Below are 25788 nucleotides of genomic sequence, written 5' to 3' on the forward strand. Positions count from 1 at the left end.
CCGGCGGACCGGAGCAGGAACGCGCCACGTTCCCGGGGGCGTTGACCCTGCGTAGTCGTCGCAGCGGGCGGGGGAGGGCAACCGGAGGCCCGTACTCCTACTGGGGAGTACGGGACCCCGCCGTCCCTCCCGCCCCGCTCGATGTCACTCCCGGGGCCTCGGAGGGGTAGTGTCGTAGGCGGTCGGGGACATCCCATACAACTCGCCGGCGTCGAAAACCGGCGTACCTAACGAGGAGATCGGTTCGTGACGATCCGCGTAGGCATCAACGGCTTTGGCCGCATCGGTCGTAACTACTTCCGCGCGCTGCTGGAGCAGGGTGCGGACATCGAGATCGTGGCTGTCAACGACCTGGGTGACACTGCGACCACGGCTCACCTGCTGAAGTACGACACCATTCTGGGTCGTCTCAAGGCCGAGGTCAGCCACACCGCCGACACCATCACCGTCGACGGCCACACCATCAAGGTGCTTTCCGAGCGCAACCCGTCGGACATTCCGTGGGGCGAGCTGGGCGTCGACATCGTGATCGAGTCGACCGGCATCTTCACCAAGAAGGCCGACGCCGCCAAGCACATCGCCGGCGGCGCCAAGAAGGTCCTCATCTCGGCTCCGGCCAAGGACGAGGACATCACCATCGTGATGGGCGTCAACCAGGACAAGTACGACGCGGCCAGCCACCACGTCATCTCCAACGCCTCCTGCACCACCAACTGTGTGGCGCCGATGGCCAAGGTTCTCGACGAGAACTTCGGCATCGTCAAGGGCCTGATGACGACGGTCCACGCGTACACGAACGACCAGCGGATCCTGGACTTCCCGCACTCGGACCTGCGCCGCGCCCGCGCCGCCGCCGAGAACATCATTCCGACCACGACCGGTGCCGCCAAGGCGACCGCTCTGGTCCTCCCGCAGCTCAAGGGCAAGCTCGACGGCATCGCGATGCGTGTCCCGGTCCCGACCGGTTCCGCCACCGACCTCGTCGTGACCCTGGAGCGCGAGGTCACCAAGGACGAGGTCAACGCCGCGTTCAAGAAGGCCTCCGACGACGGCGACCTCAAGGGCTTCCTGACGTACACCGAGGACCCGATCGTGTCCTCGGACATCGTCGGTGACCCGTCGTCCTGCACCTTCGACTCCTCCCTGACCATGGTCCAGGAGGGCAACACGGTGAAGATCCTCGGCTGGTACGACAACGAGTGGGGCTACTCCAACCGCCTCGTCGACCTGACCGTTTTCGTCGGCAGCCAGCTCTGACCTTCGAACCGGCAGGCACCTCGATGTGAGTACGGGGCTCGAACAGCGCAATGAAGCGCAGTTCGAGCCTCGTTGCATGCTCTCTCGTCCCTCCAAGGAGTCCAGAAGATGAAGACCATCGACGAACTTCTCGCCGAAGGGGTCACCGGCAAGCGCGTATTCGTCCGGGCCGACCTCAACGTGCCGCTCAGCGGCACCACCATCACCGACGACGGCCGCATCCGCGCCGTCCAGCCGACCGTGGAGAAGCTGGCCGCGGCCGGTGCCCGGGTCGTCGTCGCCTCGCACCTGGGCCGCCCCAAGGGCGCCCCGGACCCGGCGTTCTCGCTGGCGCCCGCGGCCACCCGGCTCGGTGAACTGCTCGGGACCGACGTGGCCTTCGCGACCGACACGGTCGGCGAGTCCGCCCGCGCCACGGTCGCCGCTCTCGGTGACGGCGAGGTCGCCGTCATCGAGAACCTCCGCTTCAACGCCGGCGAGACGTCGAAGGACGACGCCGAGCGCGGCGCGTTCGCCGACCAGCTGGCCGAGCTCGCCGATGTGTACGTGGGTGACGGCTTCGGCGCCGTGCACCGTAAGCACGCCTCGGTCTTCGACCTTCCCGCCCGGCTGCCGCACGCGGCGGGCGACCTGATCGCCACCGAGGTCGGCGTCCTGAAGAAGCTCACCGATGACGTGCAGCGGCCCTACGCGGTCGTGCTCGGCGGCGCCAAGGTCTCCGACAAGCTCGGCGTCATCGACCACCTCCTGGAGCGGGCCGACCGCATCCTCATCGGCGGCGGCATGGCGTACACCTTCCTCAAGGCCCAGGGCCACGAGGTCGGCAGCTCGCTGCTCCAGGAGGACCAGATCCCGGTCGTGCTGGAGTACCTCAAGCGCGCCGAGGAGAAGGGCGTGGAGTTCGTGCTCCCCGTCGACGTCGTGGTCGCCCCGGCGTTCCCCGACCTCAAGACCAAGGCCCCGGCCCACCCCACCACCGTCGCCGCCGACGCCATGCCGGCCGGCCAGATGGGGCTGGACAACGGTCCGGAGACCAACAAGCTCTACGCATCGAAGCTCGCCGACGCGGCCACCGTCTTCTGGAACGGCCCGATGGGCGTCTTCGAGCACCCCGATTTCGCCGAGGGCACCAGGGCGGTCGCCCAGGCCCTCGTCGACTCGTCCGGCTTCAGCGTGGTCGGCGGTGGCGACTCCGCCGCGGCCGTCCGCATCCTGGGCTTCGACGAGAACGCGTTCGGACACATCTCGACCGGTGGCGGCGCCAGCCTCGAATACCTTGAGGGCAAGACGCTTCCCGGCCTCGCCGCACTGGAGGACTGACCTTTCATGACCACCCGCACCCCGCTGATGGCGGGCAACTGGAAGATGAACCTCAACCACCTTGAGGCCATCGCTCACGTCCAGAAGCTCTCCTTCGCCCTGGCCGACAAGGACTACGACGCCGTCGAGGTCGCCGTCCTGCCGCCCTTCACCGACCTGCGCTCCGTGCAGACGCTGGTCGACGGCGACAAGCTGAAGATCAAGTACGGCGCCCAGGACATCTCGGCGCACGACTCCGGCGCGTACACCGGTGAGATCTCCGGTGCCATGCTCGCCAAGCTGAAGTGCACTTACGTCGCCGTCGGACACAGCGAGCGCCGCCAGTACCACGCCGAGACCGACGAGGTCTGCAACGCCAAGGTGAAGGCCGCGTACCGGCACGGCCTGACCCCGATCCTCTGCGTCGGCGAGGGCCTGGACATCCGCAAGGCCGGTGAGCAGGTCTCCCACACGCTCGCCCAGCTGGACGGCGCGCTGAAGGACGTCCCGGCCGAGCAGGCCGAGTCCATCGTGATCGCCTACGAGCCGGTCTGGGCCATCGGCACCGGTGAGGTCGCCACCCCCGAGGACGCGCAGGAGGTCTGCGGTGCGATCCGCGGCCGTCTCGCGGAGCTGTACTCGCAGGAGCTGGCCGACGCGGTCCGCATCCAGTACGGCGGCTCGGTCAAGTCCGGCAACGTCGCCGCGATCATGGCGCAGCCCGATGTGGACGGCGCGCTGATCGGTGGCGCCGCACTGGACACCGACGAGTTCGTCAAGATCGTCCGCTTCCGCGACCAGTGAGTATGCGGTAGCGCGGATCCGTCGTACCCTTGCGGGGGCCGAGGAGGGCACAGCCTCCCGGCCCCCGTTGTTCGCATACGCAGTCCAGGAATTCCGGAAAGTAGGGACCAGCCGTGATTTTGGCGTTCGAGATCGCCCTGATCGTCTTCAGCCTGCTGCTGATGCTGCTGGTGCTGATGCACAAGGGAAAGGGCGGCGGTCTCTCCGACATGTTCGGTGGCGGCATGCAGTCGTCCGTCGGTGGCTCCTCGGTCGCCGAGCGCAACCTCGACCGGATCACCGTCGTGGTCGGTCTGGGCTGGTTCGCATGCATTGTGGTGCTTGGTCTGCTCATCAAGCTGGACAACTGACCCGTCGTACGCGATTCCTGTGAGGGTGTAACTCCAATCACTGGACGCGCGTTGGGCCTTACGTAGACTGGGGCATCTTCGAGCACCATCACGCAGGGAGTTACGACCGTGGCAAGTGGCAACGCGATCCGGGGAAGCCGGGTCGGAGCGGGGCCGATGGGGGAGGCCGAGCGCGGCGAGTCCGCGCCACGCGCCCGCATCTCCTTCTGGTGCTCGAACGGGCACGAGACGCAGCCGAGCTTCGCCCATGACGCGCAGGTACCGGAGACCTGGGACTGCCCGCGCTGTGGCTTCCCGGCCGGCCAGGACCGCGACAGCCCGCCGGACCCGCCGCGCACCGAGCCGTACAAGACGCACCTCGCGTACGTGCGCGAGCGGCGCAGCGACGAGGACGGCGAGGCGATCCTCGCCGAAGCCCTCGCGAAACTCCGCGGCGAGATCTAGCTCGCGTTTCCAGAAGTTGTTCACCGGCCGGACACCCCCAGGGTGCCCGGCCGGAATGCTTCCGCCGTGCCGCAGCCCGCCGCCGTCCCGTCCGTCCTCCTGATCAATTAAGTTGGTGGGGCAGCGGGGAACTGCGGTGACGAGGAGAAGTGGGCTGATGTCCGGGATGAACGCACAAAGTCGAACCAGGCTCAACCAGACGCCGGAATGGACGGCGCTGGGAAAGCACCGTGAGCAGCTCGGGACGACCCATCTGCGCGAGCTGTTCGCGGACGATCCGGAGCGCGGCACCGGATACACGCTGCGGGTCGGTGACCTGTACATCGACTACTCCAAGCAGCTGGTCACCGACGAGACGCTCCGGCTGCTCCGCGAACTCGCCGGGGCCACCGGGGTCGCCGCACTGCGGGACGCGATGTTCCGCGGCGACAAGATCAACACCACCGAGGACCGCGCCGTCCTGCACACCGCGCTGCGCGCCCCGCGCGACGCCGTGATCGAGGTCGACGGCGAGAACGTGGTGCCCGCCGTGCACGCGGTGCTCGACAAGATGGCCGCCTTCTCGGAGCGCGTCAGGTCCGGCGAGTGGACCGGTCACACCGGCAGGCCGATCAAGAACATCGTCAACATCGGTATCGGCGGCTCCGACCTGGGACCCGCGATGGCGTACGAGGCGCTGCGCTCCTTCACGGACCGCTCGCTGACCGTCCGCTTCGTCTCCAACGTCGACGGCGCCGACCTCCACGAGGCCCTGCAGGGTCTCGACCCGGCCGAGACGCTCTTCGTCATCGCGTCGAAGACCTTCACCACGATCGAGACGATCACCAACGCCACCTCCGCCCGCGACTGGCTGCTGACCGGTCTGAGGGCCGGTCAGGACGCGGTGGCCAAGCACTTCGTGGCGCTGTCGACGAACGGCGAGAAGGTCGCGGACTTCGGCATCGACACCGCGAACATGTTCGAGTTCTGGGACTGGGTCGGCGGCCGCTACTCGTACGACTCCGCCATCGGCCTCTCGCTGATGATCGCCATCGGCCCGGACCGGTTCCGCGAGATGCTCGACGGCTTCCACCTCGTCGACGAGCACTTCCGCACCGCCCCGGCCGAGGAGAACGCCCCGCTGCTGCTGGGGCTGCTCGGCGTCTGGTACGGCGCGTTCTTCGACGCCCAGTCGCACGCCGTGCTGCCCTACAGCCACTACCTGTCCAAGTTCACCGCGTACCTCCAGCAGCTGGACATGGAGTCCAACGGCAAGTCGGTGGACCGCGACGGCAACCCGGTGGACTGGCAGACCGGACCGGTCGTCTGGGGCACCCCCGGCACCAACGGGCAGCACGCGTACTACCAGCTGATCCACCAGGGCACGAAGGTCATCCCGGCCGACTTCATCGGTTTCGCGGAGCCGGTCGACGGTCTGCTGCCCGGACTGGTCGCCCAGCACGACCTGCTGATGGCCAACTTCTTCGCCCAGACCCAGGCGCTGGCCTTCGGCAAGACACCGGACGAGGTGCGCGCGGAGGGCGTCGCCGAGGAGCTGGTGCCGCACAAGACGTTCCGCGGCAACCACCCGACCACGACGATCCTCGCGGACCGGCTGACCCCCTCGGTGCTCGGCCAGCTCATCGCGCTGTACGAGCACAAGGTCTTCGTCCAGGGCGCCGTCTGGAACATCGACTCCTTCGACCAGTGGGGTGTCGAACTGGGCAAGGTCCTCGCCAAGAAGATCGAGCCGCTGCTGACCGAGGACGAGGCGGCCGAGCGCGAGGCCGCCGAGCGGCTGGACAGCTCGACCGCCGCGCTCGTCGCCGCGTACCGCGAGCGCAGGGGGCGCTGAGTCCATGCCCACGGGGGAGGGGACGGTACGGCTGCGGCCGCCGGTCCACACGCTGGACCCGCGGGTCGTCGGCTGGTGGCGGACCCGGTGGCTGCTGCTGACCGCCGGTCCGGTGGTGGTCCTGGCCGTGCTGGGCGTGTTCCTCACGTCCGCCCGGTTCTGGCTGCTGCTCTGCGCCGCGGTCCTGGCGGCCGTCGGCGCCGGCTGCGCCGTCCTGCTCCCCCTGTGGTGGTTCCGCACCCACCGCTGGGAGGTCACCGACGAGGCGGTGTACGTCCGCACGGGGGTGCTGTGGCAGGAGTGGCGGATCGCGCCGATGTCCCGGATCCAGACCGTGGACACCGTGCGCGGCCCCCTCGAACAGCTCTACCGGCTCGCCACGGTCACCGTCACCACCGCCTCCGCCAAGGGCGCGGTCCGGATCGAGGGCCTCGACCACGAGCTGGCGGCCGAGCTCGCCGAGCGGCTGACCCGGATCACCCAGGACACCCCCGGGGACGCCACATGAGCACGGCGGCGGCCCCGGGCAGCACCGACCCGGGCCAGGAGGCCGTGCCCGGCGCCGACTGGCGGGGCCTCGACGGGCGTACGGTCCTGCTCACCGCGGTCGTCACCGCCGGGGTCGCGGCCGGTGCCGCCGTGCCGACCACACTCGGGCTCTCCGGACGCCTCGGCCTCGGCCCCGCCGTCGCCTGGGTACTGACGGGCGCCGCCCTCCTGATCGCCTCCGGCGCGGGCGCCGACTACATACGCTGGCGCCGCACCCGGTACCGCGTCGGCGCCGACCGCGTCGAACTCCACACCGGCCTGCTGCTGGTCAAGAAGCGCTCGCTGGCGCGCGAACGCATCCGGAGTGTCGACCTCACCGCCCATCTGCTCCAGCGCGTCCTCGGGCTCGTCACCGTCCGGATCGGCACCGGTGAGCACGCCGGCGGCGAATCCACCCTGGAGCTCGACCCGGTCCTGCGGGCCGAGGGCGAACGCCTGCGCCGCGCCCTCCTGGAGCGAGGCCCCACCGCCACCTCCGGCAGCCACCGCGAGGGCGAGCTCGTCTCCCTCGACCCGCGCTGGATCCGCTACGCACCGGTCTCGTTCGTCGCACCCGCGCTCGGCGGCGCGGCGGCCGGGGCCGTGCTGCAGGTCAGCGACTGGTTCGGGGCGCAGGGCCAGGTCATCGAATGGGTCGGTGACCGCTACCGGGACACCTCCCTGCTCTCGGTGATCGTGCTCCTCGCCGTCGCCGGGGTACTCGCCGGGGTCGTCGGCGCGCTGGGCCTCTGGGTCGAGATGTGGTGGAACTACCGCCTCGAACGCGAACCCGGCGGCACCCTGCGCATCCGGCGCGGACTGCTCACCTCCCGGTCCGTCTCCATCGAGGAGCGCCGGCTGCGCGGCGTCGACCTCGTCGAGCCGCTCGGCGTCCGGCTGCTGGGCGCCGCCCGGGTCGACGCCATCACCACCGGCCTGGCCAAGGACGACGAGGAGCAGCACGGCGACCACAACACCCTGCTGCCCGCCGCACCCTGGCCGGTCGCCGGTGCCGTCGCCGCCGCCGTGCTCCGCGAGACCGTGTCCCCGACCGGCGCCCCGCTGACCGCGCACCCCGTCACCGCCCGCGGTCGGCGGCTGCGCCGGGCCTTCTGGGCGGTCCTCGGCCCGGTCCTCGTCCTCGCGCTGCTCGGTGCCCTGCTGACGCCCGTCCTGCTCTGGATCGCGCTCGGCTGCGCTGCCGTCGGCCTCCCCGTGGGGGTGCTGCTGGCCCGGGACGCCTACCGGAGCCTCGGCCACGCCCTCAGCGGCGGATACCTGGTGACCCGCTCGGGCGCGCTGCGCCGCTCCACGGCCGCGCTGGAACGGGCCGGGGTGATCGGCTGGACGGTGCGCCAGTCGTACTTCCAGCGGCGGGCCGGGCTGCTGAACATCACCGCCACGACAGCCGCCGGAGCGGGTGAGTACACGGTGTACGACGCGGACGCTGCCGAGGGGCTGGACTTCGCCTCCGAGGCCGTCCACGGCCTCCTGGAGCCCTTCCTGGAGCGGGTTCCGGCGGGGGAGTGAGACCGGTGCGGCGCGGGGTGAGCCCTGCACGCCGCGGGCCCGGTCCGCTCCGAGGAGCAGGCCGGGCCCGCGGGTACTGCCACTGACGTCCGCTCAGGCGGAGGCCGGCGGATAGAGGGCGCGCGGCAGCTGGGATGCGGCCGCCGCGTCCAGCAGCCACAGCGTGCGGCCGCGTCCGTAGGCGCCCGCCGCCGGGGCCTGGATCTCCCCGGCACCCGACAGGGCGATGGCCGCGGCCTCCGCCTTGTCCTCGCCCGCCGCGAGCAGCCACACCTCGCGGGCCGACCGGATGGCCGGCAGCGTGAGCGTGACCCGGACGGGCGGCGGCTTGGGCGCCCCGTGCACACCGACGACGGTGCGCTCGGTCTCCCGTACCGCGGGCAGCTCGGGGAAGAGCGACGCGACATGCGTGTCCGGGCCGACGCCCAGCATCAGCACGTCGAACACCGGCACCGGACCGTGGTCCTCCGGCCCGGCCGCGGCGGCCAGTTCGGCGGCGTACGCGGCCGCGGCGGCATCGACGTCCCGACCGTACGCACCGTCGGAAGCGGGCATCGCGTGCACCCGGGACGGGTCCAGCGGCACCGAGTCCAGCAGGGCCTTACGGGCCTGCGTGACGTTGCGCTCCGGATCCCCCTCCGGCAGGAACCGCTCGTCGCCCCACCACAGGTCGAGCCGCGACCAGTCGACCGCGTCCCGGGCGGGCGCCTCGGCGAGCGCGGCCAGCAGGCCGTTGCCGTTGCGTCCGCCGGTGAGCACCACGGAGGCATGACCGCGTGCGGCCTGGGCGTCCACGACCTTCGTGATCAGCCGGGCCGCCGCGGCCTGTGCCATCAGCTCCTTGTCGCGGTGCACGACGAGCTGGGGGACGACGCTCACTTCGAGGCCGCCTTCTTCGCCGCCGCCGTCTTCTTGGCCGGAGCGGCGGGCGCGGCGGAGGCGTCGGCCGGCTTGGCGGCCGCTGCCGCCTTGGGCCCCGCCGTTTCCCCGAGCCGTTCCACGCCGAACTTCACCGAGGACTCATAGGTGTTGTCCGGGTCGAGCCGGCGCAGCTCCTCGGCCAGCAGCTCCGCGGTCTCCCGGCGCTTGAGCGCCACCGCGCGGTCCGGCTGCCCCACCATGGAGAGCGTGGCCAGCGAACCGTCGGCCCGGTCCAGCACGATCGTGCCGTTCTTGGTCTCCATCCGGACGGCCGTCAGACCCGGGCCGCCCGACATGGTGCGTTCCACCGGAACCTGGAGCCGGTCCGCGAGCCACATGGCCAGCAGCTCGCAGCTCGGGTTCTCGGACTCGCCCTCGACCGTGGCCGAGACGACGTCCACGGCCTGCTGGTCGAGCGCGGCCGCCAGCATCGAGCGCCACGGCGTGATCCGGGTCCAGGCCAGATCGGTGTCGCCGGGGGTGTACGACTTCGCGCGCACCGCCAGTTCGGCGCTCGGGTGCTCCGCCGAGTACGCGTCCGTGATCCGGCGCTGGGCGAGCGCGCCCAGCGGGTCCTTCGCCGGATCGGGGGGCGCCGCCTCCGGCCACCAGACCACGACCGGCGCGTCGGGCAGCAGCAGGGGAAGGACCACCGACTGCGCGTGGTTGGCCAGTTCGCCGTGGAGCCGCAGCACCACGGTCTCGCCGGTGCCCGCGTCGGAGCCGACCCGGACCTCGGCGTCCAGCCGGGCGTCGCGCCGGCTGCGCGGCGAACGGCTGACCCGCTTGATCACCGCGATGATCCGCGAGGGGTGCTCGCGCGAGGCGTCGCCCGCCGACTTGAGCGCGTCGTACGCGTTCTCCTCGTCGGTGACGATGACCAGCGTGAGGACCATGCCGATCGCCGGGGTGCCGATGGCACGGCGGGCCGACACGAGCGCCTGGTTGATCTTGCTGGAAGTGGTTTCCGTGAGATCGATCTTCATGGCCGGCGCCAGCTCCGTCCGTCTCGTGCGAGCATCTCGTCGGCCTCGGCCGGGCCCCAGGTGCCCGACGAGTACTGCGCGGGCTTGCCGTGCTTGTCCCAGTACTCCTCGATCGGGTCGAGGATGTCCCAGGAGAGTTCGACCTCCTGGTGGCGGGGGAAGAGGTTGGCGTCGCCGAGCAGCACATCGAGGATGAGCCGCTCGTATGCCTCCGGGCTGGACTCCGTGAAGGACTCGCCGTAGGCGAAGTCCATCGTGACGTCCCGGACCTCCATCGAGGTGCCGGGCACCTTGGAGCCGAACCGCACGGTCACGCCCTCGTCCGGCTGGACCCGGATGACCAGGGCGTTGCTGCCCAGCTCCTCGGTCGCGCCGGACTCGAAGGGCAGGTACGGGGCGCGCTTGAAGACGATCGCGATCTCGGTGACCCGGCGGCCGAGCCGCTTTCCGGTCCGGAGATAGAACGGCACACCCGCCCAGCGGCGGTTGTTGATCGTCAGCTTGATCGCGGCGAAGGTGTCGGTCTTCGACTTGGGGTCGATACCGTCCTCCTCCAGGTAGCCGAGGACTTCCTCGCCGCCCTGCCACGCGTGCGCGTACTGGCCGCGCACGGTGTGCTTGCCGAGGTCGTCCGGCAGCTCGACGGCCGTGAGCACCTTGAGCTTCTCGGCGACCAGCGCCTTCGGGTGGAAGGAGCCGGGCTCCTCCATCGCGGTCAGCGCCAGCAGCTGGAGCAGGTGGTTCTGGATGACGTCACGGGCGGCGCCGATGCCGTCGTAGTAGCCGGCCCGGCCGCCGATGCCGATGTCCTCGGCCATCGTGATCTGGACGTGGTCCACGTACGAACGGTTCCAGATCGGCTCGAACATCGTGTTGGCGAAGCGCAGCGCCAGGATGTTCTGGACCGTCTCCTTGCCCAGGTAGTGGTCGATCCGGAAGACCTCGTTGGGCGGGAACACGTCGTGCACGAGCTGGTTGAGCTCCTGCGCGCTCTTCAGGTCGTGGCCGAAGGGCTTCTCGATGACGGCACGCCGCCAGGATCCCTCCTTCTGGTCGGCGAGCCCGTGCTTCTTGAGCTGCTGGACGACCTTGGGGAAGAACTTCGGCGGCACGGAGAGGTAGAAGGCGAAGTTGCCGCCCGTCCCCTGCGCCTTGTCGAGCTCCTGGATGGTCGCCTTCAGGGTCTCGAAGGCGTCGTCGTCGTCGAAGGTGCCCTGGACGAAGCGCATCCCCTGGATGAGCTGCTGCCAGACCTCTTCACGGAACGGGGTACGGGCGTGCTGCTTGACGGCGTCGTGGACCTCCTGGGCGAAGTCCTCGTCCTGCCATTCGCGGCGCGCGAAACCGATGAGCGAGAAGCCCGGCGGCAGCAGGCCGCGATTGGCCAGGTCGTAGACGGCGGGCATCAGCTTTTTACGGGACAAATCGCCCGTGACGCCAAAGATGACCAGGCCCGACGGCCCCGCGATGCGCGGGAGCCGTCGATCCTGGGCGTCACGGAGCGGGTTGGCTCCGGGAACACCAGACAAAGTGGTCAGCCCTCCGAAGGGGCGAGGCGCTTGAGTTCCGCCTCTGTCGAGTTGAGCAGGTCGATCCAGGCAGCCTCGAACTTCTCGACGCCCTCGTCCTCGAGGAGCTGGACGACGTCGTCGTACGAGACACCGAGCCTGCCGATGGCGTCGAGCTCGGCGCGGGCCTGCTCGTAGGTGCCGGCGATGGTGTTGCCGGTGATCTGCCCGTGGTCCGCGGTGGCGTCCAGGGTCGCCTCTGGCATGGTGTTCACCGTGCCAGGGGCGACCAGGTCGTCCACGTACAGGGTGTCCTTGTAAGCGGGGTCCTTCACACCGGTGGAGGCCCACAGCGGACGCTGCTTGTTGGCGTGCGCCTTGTCGAGCACGGACCAGCGGTCCGAGGAGAAGACCTCCTCGAACGCCTGGTAGGCGAGCCGGGCGTTGGCGAGAGCCGCCTTGCCCTTGAGCGCCTTGGCCTCGTCGGTGCCGACCGCGTCGAGCCGCTTGTCGATCTCGGTGTCGACCCGGGAGACGAAGAACGAGGCCACCGAGTGGATCTTGGAGAGGTCCAGGCCCGCGGCCTTCGCCTTCTCCAGGCCCGCCAGGTAGGCGTCCATGACCTCGCGGTAGCGCTCCAGCGAGAAGATCAGCGTGACGTTGACGCTGATGCCCTTGCCGATGACCTCGGTGATCGCCGGCAGACCGGCCTTCGTCGCCGGGATCTTGATGAGCGTGTTCGGCCGGTCCACCAGCCAGGCCAGCTGCTTGGCCTCGGCGACGGTGGCATCCGTGCGGTGCGCCAGGCGCGGGTCGACCTCGATGGAGACCCGGCCGTCCTGGCCGTCCGTGCTGTCGAAGACCGGACGCAGGATGTCGGCGGCGTCACGGACGTCCGCCGTGGTGATCATGCGGATGGCCTCGTCGACCGTGACCTTGCGGGTCGCGAGGTCGGTGAGCTGCTGCTCGTAACCGTCGCCGTGCGAGATCGCCTTCTGGAAGATCGAGGGGTTGGTGGTGACACCCACGACGTGGCTCTGGTCGATCAGCTCGGCCAGGTTGCCCGAGGTGATCCGCTTGCGCGACAGGTCATCGAGCCAGATCGCCACGCCCTCGTCGGAGAGGCGCTTGAGTGCGTCTGTCATGAGAAATGCATCTCCTACTAGTCGTTAACGGCGTCAGCGCGCGGCGGCCGCGAGGGATTCCCGGGCGGCGGCGACGACGTGCTCGGCGGTGAAGCCGAACTCGCTGAAGAGGACCTTGGCGTCGGCCGAGGCACCGAAGTGCTCCAGCGAGACGATCCGGCCGGCGTCCCCGACGTACCGGTACCAGGTCAGCGCGATGCCCGCCTCGACGGCCACGCGGGCCTTCACCGACGGCGGCAGGACGCTGTCCTTGTACGCCTGGCTCTGCTCCTCGAACCACTCGACACACGGCATCGAGACCACCCGGGTCGGGATGCCGGCCGCCTGCAGCTCCTCGCGCGCCCCGACGGCGAGCTGCACCTCGGAACCGGTGCCGATGAGGACGAGCTGGGGCGTCGCGACGTGCCCGTCGGGCGTCTGTGCGTCGAAGAGCACGTAGCCGCCCTTGGCCGCGTTCTCGTTCGCCTCGTACGTCGGCACGCCCTGGCGGGTCAGCGCCAGGCCGTGCGGGGCACCCTTGCCGAACACCTTGGTGTAGCGGCGCAGGATCTCGCGCCAGGCGATCGTGGTCTCGTTGGCGTCGGCCGGGCGGACGACGTTCAGGCCCGGGATCGCGCGCAGCGAGGCCAGGTGCTCCACCGGCTGGTGGGTCGGGCCGTCCTCGCCGAGACCGATGGAGTCGTGCGTCCACACGTAGGTCACCGGCGCGTGCATCAGCGCGGACAGGCGTACGGCGTTGCGCATGTAGTCGGAGAACACCAGGAAGGTGCCGCCGTAGACGCGGGTGTTGCCGTGCAGCGCGATGCCGTTCATGGCGGCGGCCATGGCGTGCTCGCGGATGCCGAAGTGGATCGTGCGCCCGTACGGGTCGGCGCCCGGCAGCGGATTGCCCGCCGGGAGGAACGACGACGTCTTGTCGATCGTGGTGTTGTTCGAGCCCGCGAGGTCGGCGGAGCCGCCCCACAGCTCGGGGACGATCTCGCCGAGTGCCTGGAGCACCTTGCCGGAGGCGGCGCGGGTGGCCACACCCTTGCCGGTCTCGAAGACCGGCAGGCTGTCCTCCCAGCCCTTGGGCAGCTCGCCCGCACGGATGCGGTCGAACTCGGCGGCGCGCTCCGGGTTCGCGGTGCGCCAGGCGCCGAAGGTCTTCTCCCACGCGGCCTTGGCCTCGCGGCCGCGGTCCAGCGCCTCACGGGTGTGCGCGATGACCTCGTCGGCGACCTGGAAGGACTTCTCCGGGTCGAAGCCGAGGACCTTCTTGGTCGCGGCGACCTCGTCGGCGCCGAGGGCCGAGCCGTGCGCGGCCTCGGTGTTCTGGGCGTGCGGAGCGGGCCACGCGATGATCGAGCGGGCCGCGATGAACGACGGGCGGGTGGTCTCGGCCTTCGCGGCCTGGAGCGCCTCGTACAGACCCGCCGGGTCCAGGTCACCGCTGGGCAGCTGCGCGACACGCTGGACGTGCCAGCCGTACGCCTCGTAGCGCTTGAGGGTGTCCTCGGAGACCGCGGTCTCCGTGTCGCCCTCGATGGAGATGTGGTTGTCGTCCCACAGGAGGACCAGGTTGCCCAGCTTCTGGTGCCCGGCCAGCGAGGACGCCTCCGCGGAGATGCCCTCCTGGAGGCAGCCGTCACCGGCGATGGCCCAGATCATGTGGTCGAACGGGGAGGTGCCGGGGGCCGCCTCGGGGTCGAACAGGCCGCGCTCGTAGCGGGAGGCCATGGCCATGCCGACGGCGTTGGCGACACCCTGGCCCAGCGGACCGGTGGTCGTCTCCACGCCCGTGGTGTGGCCGTACTCCGGGTGGCCCGGCGTCTTCGAGCCCCAGGTGCGGAAGGCTTCGAGGTCCTCCAGCTCCAGGCCGTACCCGGCCAGGTAGAGCTGGATGTAGAGGGTCAGGCTGCTGTGGCCCACCGAGAGCACGAACCGGTCACGGCCGGTCCACTCCGCGTCGGCGGGGTCGTGCCGCATCACCTTCTGGAAGAGGGTGTACGCGGCGGGAGCCAGGCTCATGGCCGTACCCGGGTGGCCGTTTCCGACCTTCTGTACGGCGTCCGCGGCGAGAACGCGGACAGTGTCCACGGCCCGCTGGTCCAATTCGGTCCACTGGAGGTCTGTGGTGGTCGGCTTGGTGCTCACCCTGAGTCAGGGCTCCTCTCCACTGTTGTAAACCGGTGGCTGTGACCGCACCGGACATTGTCGAGCCTACCCCCGTCGCAACCCGCGATTTCCGGGTAATCCCAGGGTGCGGGCGGCCCGCCGGATTCGCCTCCCGTATGAGCGCGGAGGCTCACCGATGCGCCACTCCGATGAGCGCGGGGACCCACTCCTGAGGTGCGCCGACGCGCCCTTGGGCGGGTCCTCCGCAGGCCCGGGAATCCCGGCGTGTCACCCGGATGAGCCAAGCCCTCCGCGCAGGTGCCGCAACGGCTCTCCACGCCACATCAACACGACCCCACCCCCGCGAAGATCGGCATGTCCCCAACGTCTACAGTGGACTGGTTCGCGCAAGTCTTTACTGGGCCTTCACGCCCGGAGCTTGCTGGGATTTCTCTGTCAGGGGTGTGCGTGACGGCCGTCGAGTCCCGACCCGCAGGGGTCGCCTTGACTCCGAGCCCAGGGGGCCATCGCCCATTCGGGGCCCGTGTCAAGGCATTCGTGGCACTGACCAAGCCTCGGATCATCGAGCTGTTGCTGATCACCACTGTTCCAGTGATGTTCCTGGCCGCTCAGGGTGTACCCGACCTGTGGCTCGTGCTCACTACCACCATCGGCGGCTACCTGTCCGCCGGCGGTGCCAATGCATTGAACATGTACATCGACCGCGACATCGACGCGTTGATGGACCGTACGTCGCAGCGACCGCTGGTCACCGGCATGGTGAGCCCGCGCGAGTGCCTGGCCTTCGGTATCGGCCTCGCGGTGATCTCGACCGTCTGGTTCGGTCTGCTGGTGAACTGGCTGTCGGCGGCACTGTCGCTCGGCGCCCTGCTCTTCTACGTCGTCGTGTACACGATGCTGCTGAAGCGCCGCACCTCGCAGAACATCGTCTGGGGCGGTATCGCGGGCTGCATGCCGGTCCTCATCGGCTGGTCGGCCGTGACGAACTCGGTGTCCTGGGCCGCGGTGATCCTCTTCGCCGTCATCTTCTTCTGGACGCCGCCGCACTACTGGCCGCTCTCCATGAAGGTGAAGGACGACTACGCGCGGGTCGGTGTCCCGATGCTTCCGGTCGTTGCCACCAACCGGGTGGTCGCCCGCCAGATCGTGCTCTACAGCTGGGTCATGGTCATCGTCTCGCTGCTGCTGACCCCGCTGGGTTACACCGGCTGGTTCTACACGGTGGTGGCCCTGCTCACCGGCGGCTTCTGGCTCTGGGAGGCGCACGGCCTGCAGAGCCGGGCCAAGGCCGGCGCGGCCGGGGCGAAGCTCAAGGAGATGCGGCTGTTCCATTGGTCGATCACCTATGTGTCGCTGCTGTTCGTCGCCGTCGCGGTGGACCCCTTCCTGAGGTAGTCCGCTCCTTCTGCCTCCGCCGACGGGCGGGGTGCGTGGCCCACGCCACGCGCCCCGCCCGTCGCCAGTTCAGCTACCCGTCGGTAGCATCCTGTCCATGGCAGAGACGGCTGAGACCCAGCAGGTGGACGGCAAGCAGGCGGCGCGCGCGGAGCGCAGGGCGGCGCGGCTCGCCAAGCGGATCGGCGCCTTCGCGAAGGCGCACGGCGGCGCCGAGGGGCAGCTCGCCTACATCGGGGAGTCGGGCACCCGCATCGTCCTCGTCGGCGAGGACGGCGGCTGGGGCGATCTGGTCGCCCCCTCGTACGCGGTCGCCGAGAGCGCCGCGCGGAAGTCCGGGATCACGATGCACGAGTCCTTCGACGGCGAGTTCGCCGCCAAGGTGCGCACGGGTCCGTACGAGTGGACGCGGATGGCCGGCATCCAGGTCGGCGGCCCTGCCGACAAGGGCTGAGGGGCGAGCGGGCCGCGCAGGCCGAACAGACACCACGGCGGAGGCCGGTCGGACACCGGTCCGACCGGCCTCCGCCGTTTCCGTGTCCGCCCACCCGTGACCCAAGTTTCACTTAATTAGTAATTAATCTTGACGGGGAGTCGGGTGAGCCGTCACAGTCCTGTCCGAGGCGCCGCCCCGTGATCTCCGTCCGGGCCCGGCGGTTGCGCCCGCGCCGGCACCTCGTCACTGGAGTCACGACAGCACCGCTGAAACCGAGGAGCCGACCCGCACGATGAACGGAAACCCCCGCTTCGCCGACAAGGTGGCCGTGGTCACCGGAGCCGCCTCGGGCATCGGCGCGGCCACCGCCGAACGGCTCGCCGCGGAGGGCGCCGCGGTGATCCTCGCGGACATCGCGGAAGGCCCCGGCGAGAGCGTCGCGAGAGGCATCCGCGCCCGGGGCGGCCGGGCCCGCTTCGTCCGCACGGACGTCTCCGAGGAGGGCGACTGGCAGCGCGCCGTGGCCGCCGCGCACACCTTCGGCCCCGTCGGCGTCCTGGTGAGCAACGCCTACACGGTCGACGTCACCCCCGCCCACGAGATGACCCTCGCCTCCTGGGAGCGGCAGCTCGCGGTCAACCTCACCGGCACCTTCCTCGGCTTCCGGGCGGTCCTGCCCGACCTGCGCGCACAGCGCGGCGCCGCCGTGCTGACCTCCTCGGTCCACGCCCACAAGGGCATCCCCGGACACCCCGCGTACGCCGCGTCCAAGGGCGCGCTGCTCTCGCTGTGCGGACAGCTCGCGGTGGAGTACGGGCCCGAGGTGCGGGTCAACGCCGTACTGCCGGGTCCCATCCTGACCGGCGCCTGGGACCGGGTCGGGGAGGAGGACCGCCGCAAGAGCGTCGCCGAGACCGCCGCGGGCCGGTTCGGCACCCCCGAGGAGGCGGCCGCGGCCATCGCCTTCCTCGCCGCCGACGAAGCGTCCTACATCACCGGATCGAGCCTGCTCGTGGACGGCGGCTGGTCCGTCGTCAAGGCCTCGGCCTGACCGCCACCGTCCCCCGTCGCACTACAGAAAGGCACCACAGACATGACGCCGTACGCGCGCCGCGGAGTGCACGGCCAGACCGTGGAGACTCTCGCGCGCCGGGTCCTGAGCGGCGAGATCCCCGAAGGGGCGACACTCGACCTCGTGGCGCTCCAGAGCGAGCTCGACGTCAGCCTGACCGCCCTGCGCGAGTCCCTGAAGGTCCTCGCGGCCAAGGGGATCGTGGACGCCCGCCAGAAGCGCGGCACCTTCGTCAGGGCCCGCGCGGACTGGAACCTGCTCGACGCGGACGTACTGCGCTGGCAGTTCGCCGGCGGCACCGAGCCGGGCACCGACCCGGCACTCCTGCGCAACCTCGGCGAGGTCCGCGGCATCGTCGAACCGGCCGCGGCCCGGCTGGCCGCCGGCCGCCGGACCGACGCGGACCTGGCCGTCCTCGAAGCCGCGATCACCGCGATGGGCGAGCAGGAGGGCGGCCCCGCCCACGCGGTCGAGGCGGACCTCGCCTTCCACCGCGCCCTCCTCGCGGCCACCCACAACGAACTGCTGGAACGCATGGAGATGGTCATCGAGTCCGGCCTCGCCCACCGCGACGAGATCGTGCACAGCTCCCAGCACGGCGAGGACCCGGTCCCGAGCCACCGAGCCGTCCTGGACGCCGTCCGCGACCGGGACCCGGCCGCCGCGGAGCACGCCATGCGGGCCCTGCTCGACCAGGCCGTACGCGACCTCGACCGGGTGCACGGCACCGGCGAAGGCACCGAAGAGGGGACCGTGAACCGGTGAAGATCACCCGTATCGAGACCTTCCTCGTCCCGCCGCGCTGGCTGTTCTGCCGGATCGAGACCGACGAGGGCGTCGTCGGCTGGGGCGAACCCGTCGTCGAGGGCCGCGCCGAAGTGGTCAGGGCCGCCGTCGGCGTCCTCGCCGAATACCTCGTCGGCCGGGACCCGCTGCGCATCCAGGACCACTGGCAGGTCCTCAGCAAGGGCGGCTTCTACCGGGGCGGCCCGGTGCTCTCCAGCGCCGTCGCCGGAATCGACCAGGCGCTGTGGGACATCGCCGGGAAGGTGTACGGAGCCCCCGTCCACGCCCTGCTCGGCGGCCCCGTCCGCGACCGGGTCCGGGTCTACGCCTGGGTCGGCGGCGACGAACCCGCCCGCCTCGCGGAGGAGGTCACCGCCCAGGTCGAGGCCGGCTTCACCGCCGTCAAGATGAACGCGGCCGGCCGCACCTCACCGCTGACCACCCCCGCAGAGACCGCCGCCGTCGTCGAACGGGTCGCCGCCGTCCGCGACGTGCTCGGCCCCGGCCGCGACGTCGCCATCGACATGCACGGCAGATTCGGACCGGCCGGGGCCCGCCGGGTACTGCACGCCATCGAGGCACTGCACCCGCTGTTCGTGGAGGAACCCCTCCTCCCCGAGCAGGGACATCTGCTGCCCGCCCTCACCGCCGCCACCTCCGTCCCCATCGCCACCGGCGAACGGCTCTACGGGCGCGCCGAGTTCCTGCCCGCGCTGACGGCCGGGATCGCGGTCGCCCAGCCGGACCTCTCGCACGCCGGCGGCATCTCGGAGGTCCACCGCATCGGCTCGCTCGCCGACACCTTCGGGGTGCAGCTCGCCCCGCACTGCCCGCTGGGCCCCATCGCGCTCGCGGCCAGCCTCCAGATCGCGTTCGCCACCCCGAACTTCCTCATCCAGGAGCAGAGCCGGGGCATCCACTACAACAAGGACGCCGACCTGCTGAGTTACGTCGTGGACACCGAGCCGTACCGCTTCGACGCCGGCCACGCCCGGCGCACCGACCGGCCGGGGCTCGGCATCACCGTCGACGAGAACGCAGTCCGCGCGGCGAGCCGCTCCGGACACGCCTGGCGCAACCCGGTGTGGCGGCACGACGACGGATCGTTCGCCGAATGGTGAGCGCCCCGGCCGGCTGCGGATCGAGACCGACCCCGCGCACGGCGGCCGGTGGACCTCGCCGCGGGCGGCCGGCCGCGAATGGCTCCGGCACCGGGCGGAGCCGCGCCGCCCCGGCGTCCGTCCCGGCGACGCCTTCGCCGACGCCGGCGGTCTGGAGGAGTGCGTGCCGACGGTACGCGGCACCCCCGACCACGGCGACGCCTGGTCCAGGCCCTGGCAACGGGCGGCCGACGGCACCGAGTCCGCCGACTGCCCCGACTTCCGGATCAGCGGCGCGTCCACGCCGACGGGGACCGCGCTATGGCCGGCTACCGGCTCACCGCGGAACCCGGCTACCGCTTCCTGTGGGCCGCCCACGCCCTGCTGGACCTCGCACCGGGCGCCCGCACCGGGATCGCGGACGGCGCCCCCGTCCGCCCCTACCCGGACGGCGGCGACCGGTGGACCCCCTGCGCCTGGCCCTCGGGCCTCGACCGGATCGGCCCGGACGACGGGACGGCCGTCGGCGCGGTCGTCGACACCCGGCAGGTGTCCGTCCACGACGGAACGGCCGTGCTGCGGCAGGCCGTCGAGGCCGGGGACCAGCCGGTGTCCGTCGCGCTGTGGCGCAACCTCGGCGGCTTCCCCGAGCACGGCCCGTACCCCTCGGTCGGCGTCGAACCGGTGCTCGGCCGGGTCTTCGGCCTCGCGGCCGCCGGGGAGGGCGACGCCGCCGTCGTCCCGGCCGGCGGCGTGGTCCGCTGGCGTCTCACCGTGACGGCGCACACCATGACAGACGTACCGAACAATCAGAAGGGAACCCGTACGTGGAGCTGCTGACCGCGCTGCGCACCCACCGGATCGTCGCCATCGTGCGCGGCGCCGACGCGGACGCCGCACTCAGGACCGTACTCACCCTGGCCGAGGAGGGACTCCCGCTCATCGAGGTCTCCCTCAGCGGACAGGACGCACTCGGTGTCATCCGCCGGGCCCGCGCCGCCCTCGGCCCGGCCGCACCGCTCGGCGCCGGCACCGTGCTGACCGCCCAGGACGCGCAGGCGGTACGCGACGCGGGAGCCGACTTCGTCGTCACCCCGGCCGTCTGCGAGGGCGTCACAGAGGCCAGGCGCATCGGGCTGCCCGTACTGGCCGGAGTGATGACCCCGAGCGACATCGTCGCCGCGCAACGGCTCGGCGCCGACGCGTACAAGCTCTTCCCCGCCGCGCAGGCCGGCGGCCCCGGCTATCTGTCGGCGCTGCGCGGGCCGTTCCCGGACGCGCCGTTCGTCCCGGTCGGGGGAGTGGACGCCGAAGCGGCCCGCGACTACCTCGCCCGGGGCGCCACCGCGGTGGGCGTCGGCTCCCCGCTGATCGGCGACGCCGCCGACGGCGGCGGCACCGACGCGCTGCGCGAGCGCATCCGCGCCTTCCTCGCCGCGGTACGCGTCCCGTCGGGCACCGGGCGATGAGCGCCGGCGCACCGGCCGCGCTGTGGCCGGACCGGCTCGGGCTCGGCGAGGGCATCCGGGCGGTCGACGGCCGCATCGTCCTCGTCGACATCCTGACCGGCCGGCTGCTGACCGGCCCCGCCGACCGCACCGCCCCGCTCGTCCCGCTGATCCGGCTCGACGAACCGCTGGGCGCGGTCGCCCCCGTCCACGGGCGCCCCGGCCACTGGATCGCGGCCGCCGGCACCGGCATCTGCCTGATCGCCCCGGACGGCGTCCCGCGGTGGCTGGCCCGGCCCGAGGACGGGGCCGCCCCCGCGATGCGGATGAACGACGCCACCGCCGATCCGCGGGGCCGGTTCTGGGCGGGCAGCATGGCGTGCGACGCCGCGGAGGGCGCCGGCTCCCTCTACCGGGTCGGCCACGACGGCACGGTGGACCGGGTGCTGGACGGGCTCACGGTGCCCAACGGCCCGGCGTTCACGGCGGACGGCGGTGCGATGTACCTCGCGGACAGCGCGAAGGGCGTCATCCGCCGCTACCCCGTGGACCCGGACAGCGGGCTGCTGGGGGCGCCCGACACCTTCGCCGCGTTCGACCGGGGCAGCCCGGACGGCATGGCGGTCGACGCCGAGGGCGGCCTGTGGACCGCGGTCTGGGGCACCGGAACCGCCCACCGCTTCCGCGCCGACGGCACCCCCGACCGGCAGATCCGGTTCCCCGCCGTCCAGCCCGCCGGGCTCTGCCTCGACGGCGACACCCTGTACGTCACCAGCGCCCGGCACGGACTCACCGCGCCCGGTCCGCTGGACGGCGCGGTGTTCTCCGTACGGGTCGATGTTCCGGGCCTGCCCACCGCCGCCTACCGGCAGGGGAGTTCCGTATGACCGCCGCGATCCGTGCCTGGGCCGGACGGCCCGCCCGCCCCCCGGTGGCCTGCGTCGGGGAGACGATGGCCGCGCTGGTCCCGGACCCCGTCGCCCCGCTGGAGGGGGCCGCCCGGCTCGGCGTACGCATCGCGGGCGCCGAGTCCAACGTGGCGGTGTACCTCGCCGACCACGGGGTGCCCGCCCGCTGGGTCTCCGCGCTCGGCGACGACCCCTTCGGCCGCCGGATCCTGAACGAGGTGGCCGCGGCCGGGGTCGATGTCAGCGGGGTCCGCACCGACCCGCACCGCCCGACCGGACTCCTCGTCAAGGACCCCGGCACGGACTCCACCCGGGTCCACTACTACCGCCGCGGCTCGGCGGCCTCCGCCCTGACGGCGGACGTGCTGAACGACGACGCGGTACGCACCGCCGGGCTCGTGCACCTCAGCGGCATCACCCCGGCGCTCTCCCCGGACTGCCACGCCCTGGTCGCCGCGCTGCTGGAGGTCCCCGCCGCCGAACGGCCCCGCCCGGTCAGCTTCGACGTCAACCACCGCCCCGCCCTCTGGCCGGACGGTACGGCGCCCGACGTGCTGCTCGGCCTCGCCCGGCAGGCGGACATCACCTTCGTCGGCCTCGACGAGGCGCAGGCCCTGTGGGGTGCCGGGCTGACCGACGCGGCCGCCGTGCGCGCGCTGCTGCCCCAGCCGCGCGTCCTCGTCGTCAAGGACGGCGGGCGGGCCGCCACCGCCTTCGACGGCGACCGGACGCACACCGTGCCCGCGCCCCGGGTCGCGGTCGTCGAACCGGTGGGCGCCGGCGACGCGTTCGCCGCCGGGTTCCTCGCCGGACTGCTGCGCGGCGAGGACACCGTACGGGCGCTGCGCCTCGGCCATCTCACCGCCGGCGCCGCACTGCGGGTGACCGGCGACCACGGCCCGCTGCCGGAGCCGGCCCGGCTGGCCGCGCTGCTGGACGCGGGGGACGCGGAAGGGGAGGGACGCCACGTGTCGTGCTCGGTCAACGGGTAGCGACCGGGGGCGTGGCCGGAGCTCAGCCCGCCGCGGCGGGCTCCGGCTGCTCGGCCGCCGGGCCGGGCACCTCGGCCACGTCCACCGGCCGCTCGCGCTGCGACAGCAGGACGCGCAGCACTCCGATCCACACCAGGCACGAGCCGAACATGTGCAGCCCGACGAGGATCTCCGGCGTGTCCGTGAAGTACTGGACGTACCCGATCACGCCCTGCGCCATCAGGATCAGGAAGAGGTCCCGGGCGCGGTGCAGCGGGCCGACGGGCGCGTCGACGGCCTTCAGGACGAACCAGAGCGCGACGGTCAGCGCCACCACGACCCAGGCGAGATCGGCGTGCAGCTGCGCGATCATCCTCCAGTCGATCGGGATGCGGTGGACGTCGCTGGAGTCCCCGGCGTGCCGGCCCGCGCCGGTGACCACGGTGCCGACCGCGATCAGCAGCCCGGCCGCCACCACCAGCAGCCAGGTCAGCTGCGAGACCGCCTTGCCGACCAGCGGACGGGGCGCGGTGTCGCCCTCCCCGATGCGGTGCCAGGTCAGCAGGGCGATCGTGAGGAGCGCGGTGGAGAGCAGGAAGTGCGCCGCGACGGTGTACGGGTTGAGGCCGACCAGGACCACGACGCCGCCGAGGACGGCGTTGCCCATGACCACCCAGAACTGCGCCCAGCCGAGCCGGGTGACGCCGCGCCGCCACGGCTTCGCCGACCGGGCGGCGATGATCGCCCACCCGACCGCCGCGCACAGGACGTACGTCAGCATCCGGTTGCCGAACTCGATGACGCCGTGGAAGCCCATCGCGCTCGTCGCGGTGAGGCTCTCGTCGGTGCACTTGGGCCAGGTGGGGCAGCCGAGACCGGAACCGGTCAGCCGCACCGCACCGCCGGTGACGACGATGGCGACGGCCATCACGACGGCCGACATGGCCGCGCGGCGCACTGTCCGGGGGGACGGCGTCCAGCGTTCGGCGATGTACTGAAGCGGGTTCCGTACGGCTTGAGCGACTTCGGCTCGGGTCAGCTTGGGCACGGGGACCATCGTAGGCGGCCGCTTGTGCAAGCTTTCACGAGGGGGACGAACCGTGACCTGTCGCGTGTCCGGGGTCACTCCCAGCGGAAGAAGCGCGCCGCCGCGCCGAGGCCCAGCACCGCCCAGACGGCCAGGATGCCGAGGTCGCCCCACGGCATCGCCGCACCGTGCTGGAGGACGTCGCGCAGGCCGTCGGACAGGGCCGCGATCGGCAGCAGCCCCAGCACCGACTGGACGGCTTCCGGGAACTTGTCCAGCGGCACGATGACCCCGCCGCCGACGAGCAGCAGCAGGAAGACCAGGTTGGCCGCGGCGAGGGTCGCCTCCGCCTTCAGCGTCCCGGCCATCAGCAGGCCGAGCCCGGAGAACGCGGCGGTGCCGAGGACGAGCAGCAGCAGGACGGCGAACGGGTTGCCGTGCGGCGACCAGCCCAGCGCGAAGGCGATCACCGTGAGCAGCACCACCTGGAGCACCTCGGTGACCAGCACGGCCAGCGTCTTGGCGGTCATCAGCGCCCAGCGGGGCAGCGGGGACGCGCCGAGCCGCTTGAGCACCCCGTAGCGCCGCTCGAAGCCGGTGGCGATGGCCTGGCCGGTGAACGCCGTGGACATCACGGCGAGCGCGAGGATGCCGGGGGTCAGGAAGTCGACCGACGCGCCCGAGCCGGTGTCCACGATGTCGACCGCGCTGAACAGGACCAGCAGCAGGGTCGGGATGACCACCGTCAGCAGCAGCTGCTCGCCGTTGCGCAGCAGCATCCGCGTCTCCAGCGCGGTCTGCGCGGCGATCATGCGGGGCAGCGGGGCCGCGCCCGGCCGGGGGGTGTACGTACCGGCGCTCATGCGCGCAGCTCCTTGCCGGTCAGTTCCAGGAAGACGTCCTCCAGGGTGTGGCGCTCGACGGAGATGCCGGAGGGCATCACGCCGTTCTGCGCGCACCAGGAGGTGACGGTGGCCAGCAGCTGCGGGTCGATCTGGCCGGTGATGCGGTACGCGCCGGTGCTGAGCTCGACCGCCTCCGAACCGTCGGGCAGTGCCTTCAGCAGGGAGCCGAGATCGAGACCGGGGCGGCCGGTGAAGCGCAGGGTGTTCTCCGCGCCGCCGCGGCAGAGCGTCTCCGGGCTGCCCTGGGCGATGAGCCGGCCCGCGTCGATGATCGCGACGTCGTCGGCGAGCTCCTCGGCCTCGTCCATGAAGTGGGTGGTGAGCACGACGGACACGCCGTCGGCGCGCAGCTCCCGTACGAGGTCCCAGGTGGAGCGGCGGGCCTGCGGGTCGAGGCCCGCGGTCGGCTCGTCGAGGAAGACCAGCTCGGGGCGGCCGACGACGGCCATCGCGAGGGCGAGCCGCTGCTGCTGTCCGCCGGAGAGCCGCCGGTATGCGGTGCGGCCGCAGCCGCCCAGGCCCAGGCGCTCGATCAGGGCGTCCACGTCCAGTGGGTGGGCGTGGAGTTTCGCCGTGTGGCGGAGCATCTCGTCGGCGCGTGCGCCGGAGTAGACGCCGCCGGACTGGAGCATCACGCCGATCCGTGGGCGCAGCCGCGCCGCGTCGGTGACGGGGTCGAGACCGAGGACCCGGACCGTCCCCTCATCCGGACGGCGGTATCCCTCGCAGGTCTCGATCGTGGTGGTCTTCCCGGCGCCGTTGGGGCCGAGGACCGCGGTGACCGCACCGGCGCCCACGCACAGGTCGAGGCCGTCCACCGCGGTCCGGTCGCCGTACCGCTTCACCAGGCCACGGACCTGGACAGCCGGGCCGGACGGGGGTGGGGCGGGCTCGCTCTTCATGGGTGGTAAGTCTAGGCAGCCGCCGTCCGGGCCCCCGTTCCGGGGCTTGATTAGGTAACCCTAAGTGATTGATTCCACGGGAGATCGTTCCGGACCGTGGTTGTCAGGGCCGGA

The 25788-nt window shown here is 71.7% G+C and carries 25 protein-coding genes; 17 read left to right on the plus strand and 8 right to left on the minus strand.

Annotation, left to right across the window (positions count from 1 at the left end):
- Positions 1–246 precede the first annotated feature (246 nt).
- The 8 genes from gap (at position 247) to ACIQM0_RS08485 (ending at position 8046) form a co-directional block, all read left to right on the plus strand.
- Complete coding sequence (gap, locus tag ACIQM0_RS08450) at positions 247–1257, plus strand: type I glyceraldehyde-3-phosphate dehydrogenase (protein WP_363021506.1); 1011 nt, start codon at positions 247–249, stop codon at positions 1255–1257.
- A 108-nt stretch (positions 1258–1365) separates the two neighbouring features.
- Positions 1366–2577 (plus strand): phosphoglycerate kinase, encoded by a 1212-nt coding sequence (locus ACIQM0_RS08455; protein WP_401284670.1) that lies wholly within the window; start codon positions 1366–1368, stop codon positions 2575–2577.
- A 6-nt stretch (positions 2578–2583) separates the two neighbouring features.
- Positions 2584–3360 carry a triose-phosphate isomerase gene (tpiA, locus tag ACIQM0_RS08460; RefSeq protein ID WP_385036946.1) on the plus strand — a complete coding sequence of 259 codons (777 nt, stop codon included), beginning with the start codon at positions 2584–2586 and terminating at the stop codon, positions 3358–3360.
- Between the two features lie 113 nt (positions 3361–3473).
- Positions 3474–3710 carry a preprotein translocase subunit SecG gene (secG, locus tag ACIQM0_RS08465; RefSeq protein ID WP_072483071.1) on the plus strand — a complete coding sequence of 79 codons (237 nt, stop codon included), beginning with the start codon at positions 3474–3476 and terminating at the stop codon, positions 3708–3710.
- Positions 3711–3818: 108 nt separating this feature from the next.
- Entirely contained in the window at positions 3819–4154 is a 336-nt protein-coding gene (locus ACIQM0_RS08470; protein ID WP_078617917.1) for an RNA polymerase-binding protein RbpA, read from the plus strand.
- Between the two features lie 166 nt (positions 4155–4320).
- Positions 4321–5988, plus strand: coding sequence for a glucose-6-phosphate isomerase (pgi, locus tag ACIQM0_RS08475; RefSeq protein ID WP_401285102.1), 1668 nt, complete (start codon positions 4321–4323; stop codon positions 5986–5988).
- Between the two features lie 4 nt (positions 5989–5992).
- A complete protein-coding gene (locus tag ACIQM0_RS08480; RefSeq protein ID WP_363021509.1) occupies positions 5993–6496 on the plus strand; it encodes a PH domain-containing protein in 504 nt (167 codons plus the stop codon).
- A complete protein-coding gene (locus ACIQM0_RS08485; RefSeq protein WP_401284674.1) occupies positions 6493–8046 on the plus strand; it encodes a PH domain-containing protein in 1554 nt (517 codons plus the stop codon). Before ACIQM0_RS08480 ends, ACIQM0_RS08485 begins: the two co-directional genes overlap by 4 nt.
- Positions 8047–8139: 93 nt before the next feature.
- Here ACIQM0_RS08485 and pgl read toward each other — a convergent pair whose 3' ends face one another.
- Genes pgl through tkt form a run of 5 tightly spaced genes read right to left on the minus strand, consistent with a single transcriptional unit; the run spans position 8140 to position 14742 of the window.
- Positions 8140–8925: a 6-phosphogluconolactonase gene (gene pgl / locus ACIQM0_RS08490; RefSeq protein WP_401284676.1), complete on the minus strand. Its 786-nt coding sequence runs from the start codon at positions 8923–8925 to the stop codon at positions 8140–8142.
- Positions 8922–9953: a glucose-6-phosphate dehydrogenase assembly protein OpcA gene (gene opcA / locus ACIQM0_RS08495; protein ID WP_363021521.1), complete on the minus strand. Its 1032-nt coding sequence runs from the start codon at positions 9951–9953 to the stop codon at positions 8922–8924. The genes pgl and opcA overlap by 4 nt, the downstream gene beginning before the upstream one ends.
- Positions 9950–11482, minus strand: coding sequence for a glucose-6-phosphate dehydrogenase (gene zwf, locus ACIQM0_RS08500; protein ID WP_363021522.1), 1533 nt, complete (start codon positions 11480–11482; stop codon positions 9950–9952). The genes opcA and zwf overlap by 4 nt, the downstream gene beginning before the upstream one ends.
- 5 nt (positions 11483–11487) lie before the next feature.
- Positions 11488–12606 (minus strand): transaldolase, encoded by a 1119-nt coding sequence (gene tal / locus ACIQM0_RS08505; RefSeq protein WP_363021523.1) that lies wholly within the window; start codon positions 12604–12606, stop codon positions 11488–11490.
- A gap of 33 nt (positions 12607–12639) precedes the next feature.
- On the minus strand, positions 12640–14742 hold the full coding sequence (gene tkt, locus ACIQM0_RS08510; RefSeq protein ID WP_401284681.1) for a transketolase: 2103 nt from the start codon (positions 14740–14742) through the stop codon (positions 12640–12642).
- A 423-nt stretch (positions 14743–15165) separates the two neighbouring features.
- Between tkt and ACIQM0_RS08515 the strand changes: the two genes are divergently transcribed.
- The 9 genes from ACIQM0_RS08515 (at position 15166) to ACIQM0_RS08555 (ending at position 22861) form a co-directional block, all read left to right on the plus strand.
- Positions 15166–16119 carry a heme o synthase gene (locus ACIQM0_RS08515; protein ID WP_385036931.1) on the plus strand — a complete coding sequence of 318 codons (954 nt, stop codon included), beginning with the start codon at positions 15166–15168 and terminating at the stop codon, positions 16117–16119.
- 97 nt (positions 16120–16216) lie between these two features.
- Positions 16217–16573: a hypothetical protein gene (locus ACIQM0_RS08520; protein WP_401284683.1), complete on the plus strand. Its 357-nt coding sequence runs from the start codon at positions 16217–16219 to the stop codon at positions 16571–16573.
- Between the two features lie 274 nt (positions 16574–16847).
- Positions 16848–17606 (plus strand): SDR family oxidoreductase, encoded by a 759-nt coding sequence (locus ACIQM0_RS08525; RefSeq protein ID WP_363021527.1) that lies wholly within the window; start codon positions 16848–16850, stop codon positions 17604–17606.
- A 42-nt stretch (positions 17607–17648) separates the two neighbouring features.
- Positions 17649–18392, plus strand: coding sequence for a FadR/GntR family transcriptional regulator (locus ACIQM0_RS08530; protein ID WP_401284686.1), 744 nt, complete (start codon positions 17649–17651; stop codon positions 18390–18392).
- Positions 18389–19534, plus strand: a complete 1146-nt coding sequence (dgoD, locus tag ACIQM0_RS08535) for a galactonate dehydratase (protein WP_401284689.1) — start codon at positions 18389–18391, stop codon at positions 19532–19534. Before ACIQM0_RS08530 ends, dgoD begins: the two co-directional genes overlap by 4 nt.
- Positions 19535–19834: 300 nt before the next feature.
- Positions 19835–20353, plus strand: a complete 519-nt coding sequence (locus ACIQM0_RS08540; protein ID WP_401284692.1) for a hypothetical protein — start codon at positions 19835–19837, stop codon at positions 20351–20353.
- The gene (locus tag ACIQM0_RS08545) at positions 20341–20982 is read left to right on the plus strand and encodes a bifunctional 4-hydroxy-2-oxoglutarate aldolase/2-dehydro-3-deoxy-phosphogluconate aldolase (RefSeq protein ID WP_401284695.1); all 642 of its coding nucleotides are present in this window, start codon (positions 20341–20343) and stop codon (positions 20980–20982) included. The genes ACIQM0_RS08540 and ACIQM0_RS08545 overlap by 13 nt, the downstream gene beginning before the upstream one ends.
- Positions 20979–21848, plus strand: coding sequence for an SMP-30/gluconolactonase/LRE family protein (locus ACIQM0_RS08550; protein WP_401284698.1), 870 nt, complete (start codon positions 20979–20981; stop codon positions 21846–21848). Before ACIQM0_RS08545 ends, ACIQM0_RS08550 begins: the two co-directional genes overlap by 4 nt.
- Complete coding sequence (locus ACIQM0_RS08555) at positions 21845–22861, plus strand: sugar kinase (RefSeq protein WP_401284699.1); 1017 nt, start codon at positions 21845–21847, stop codon at positions 22859–22861. The genes ACIQM0_RS08550 and ACIQM0_RS08555 overlap by 4 nt, the downstream gene beginning before the upstream one ends.
- Before the next feature lie 22 nt (positions 22862–22883).
- Here ACIQM0_RS08555 and ACIQM0_RS08560 read toward each other — a convergent pair whose 3' ends face one another.
- From ACIQM0_RS08560 to ACIQM0_RS08570, 3 genes are all read right to left on the minus strand, one after another.
- A complete protein-coding gene (locus ACIQM0_RS08560; protein ID WP_401284702.1) occupies positions 22884–23897 on the minus strand; it encodes a heme A synthase in 1014 nt (337 codons plus the stop codon).
- Between the two features lie 65 nt (positions 23898–23962).
- Positions 23963–24730, minus strand: a complete 768-nt coding sequence (locus ACIQM0_RS08565; protein ID WP_401284705.1) for an ABC transporter permease — start codon at positions 24728–24730, stop codon at positions 23963–23965.
- On the minus strand, positions 24727–25674 hold the full coding sequence (locus ACIQM0_RS08570; protein WP_401284708.1) for an ABC transporter ATP-binding protein: 948 nt from the start codon (positions 25672–25674) through the stop codon (positions 24727–24729). Before ACIQM0_RS08570 ends, ACIQM0_RS08565 begins: the two co-directional genes overlap by 4 nt.
- Between the last annotated feature and the right edge of the window lie 114 nt (positions 25675–25788).

Source organism: Streptomyces sp. NPDC091387, from assembly GCF_044756945.1.
Classification (GTDB): Bacteria; Actinomycetota; Actinomycetes; order Streptomycetales; family Streptomycetaceae; genus Streptomyces.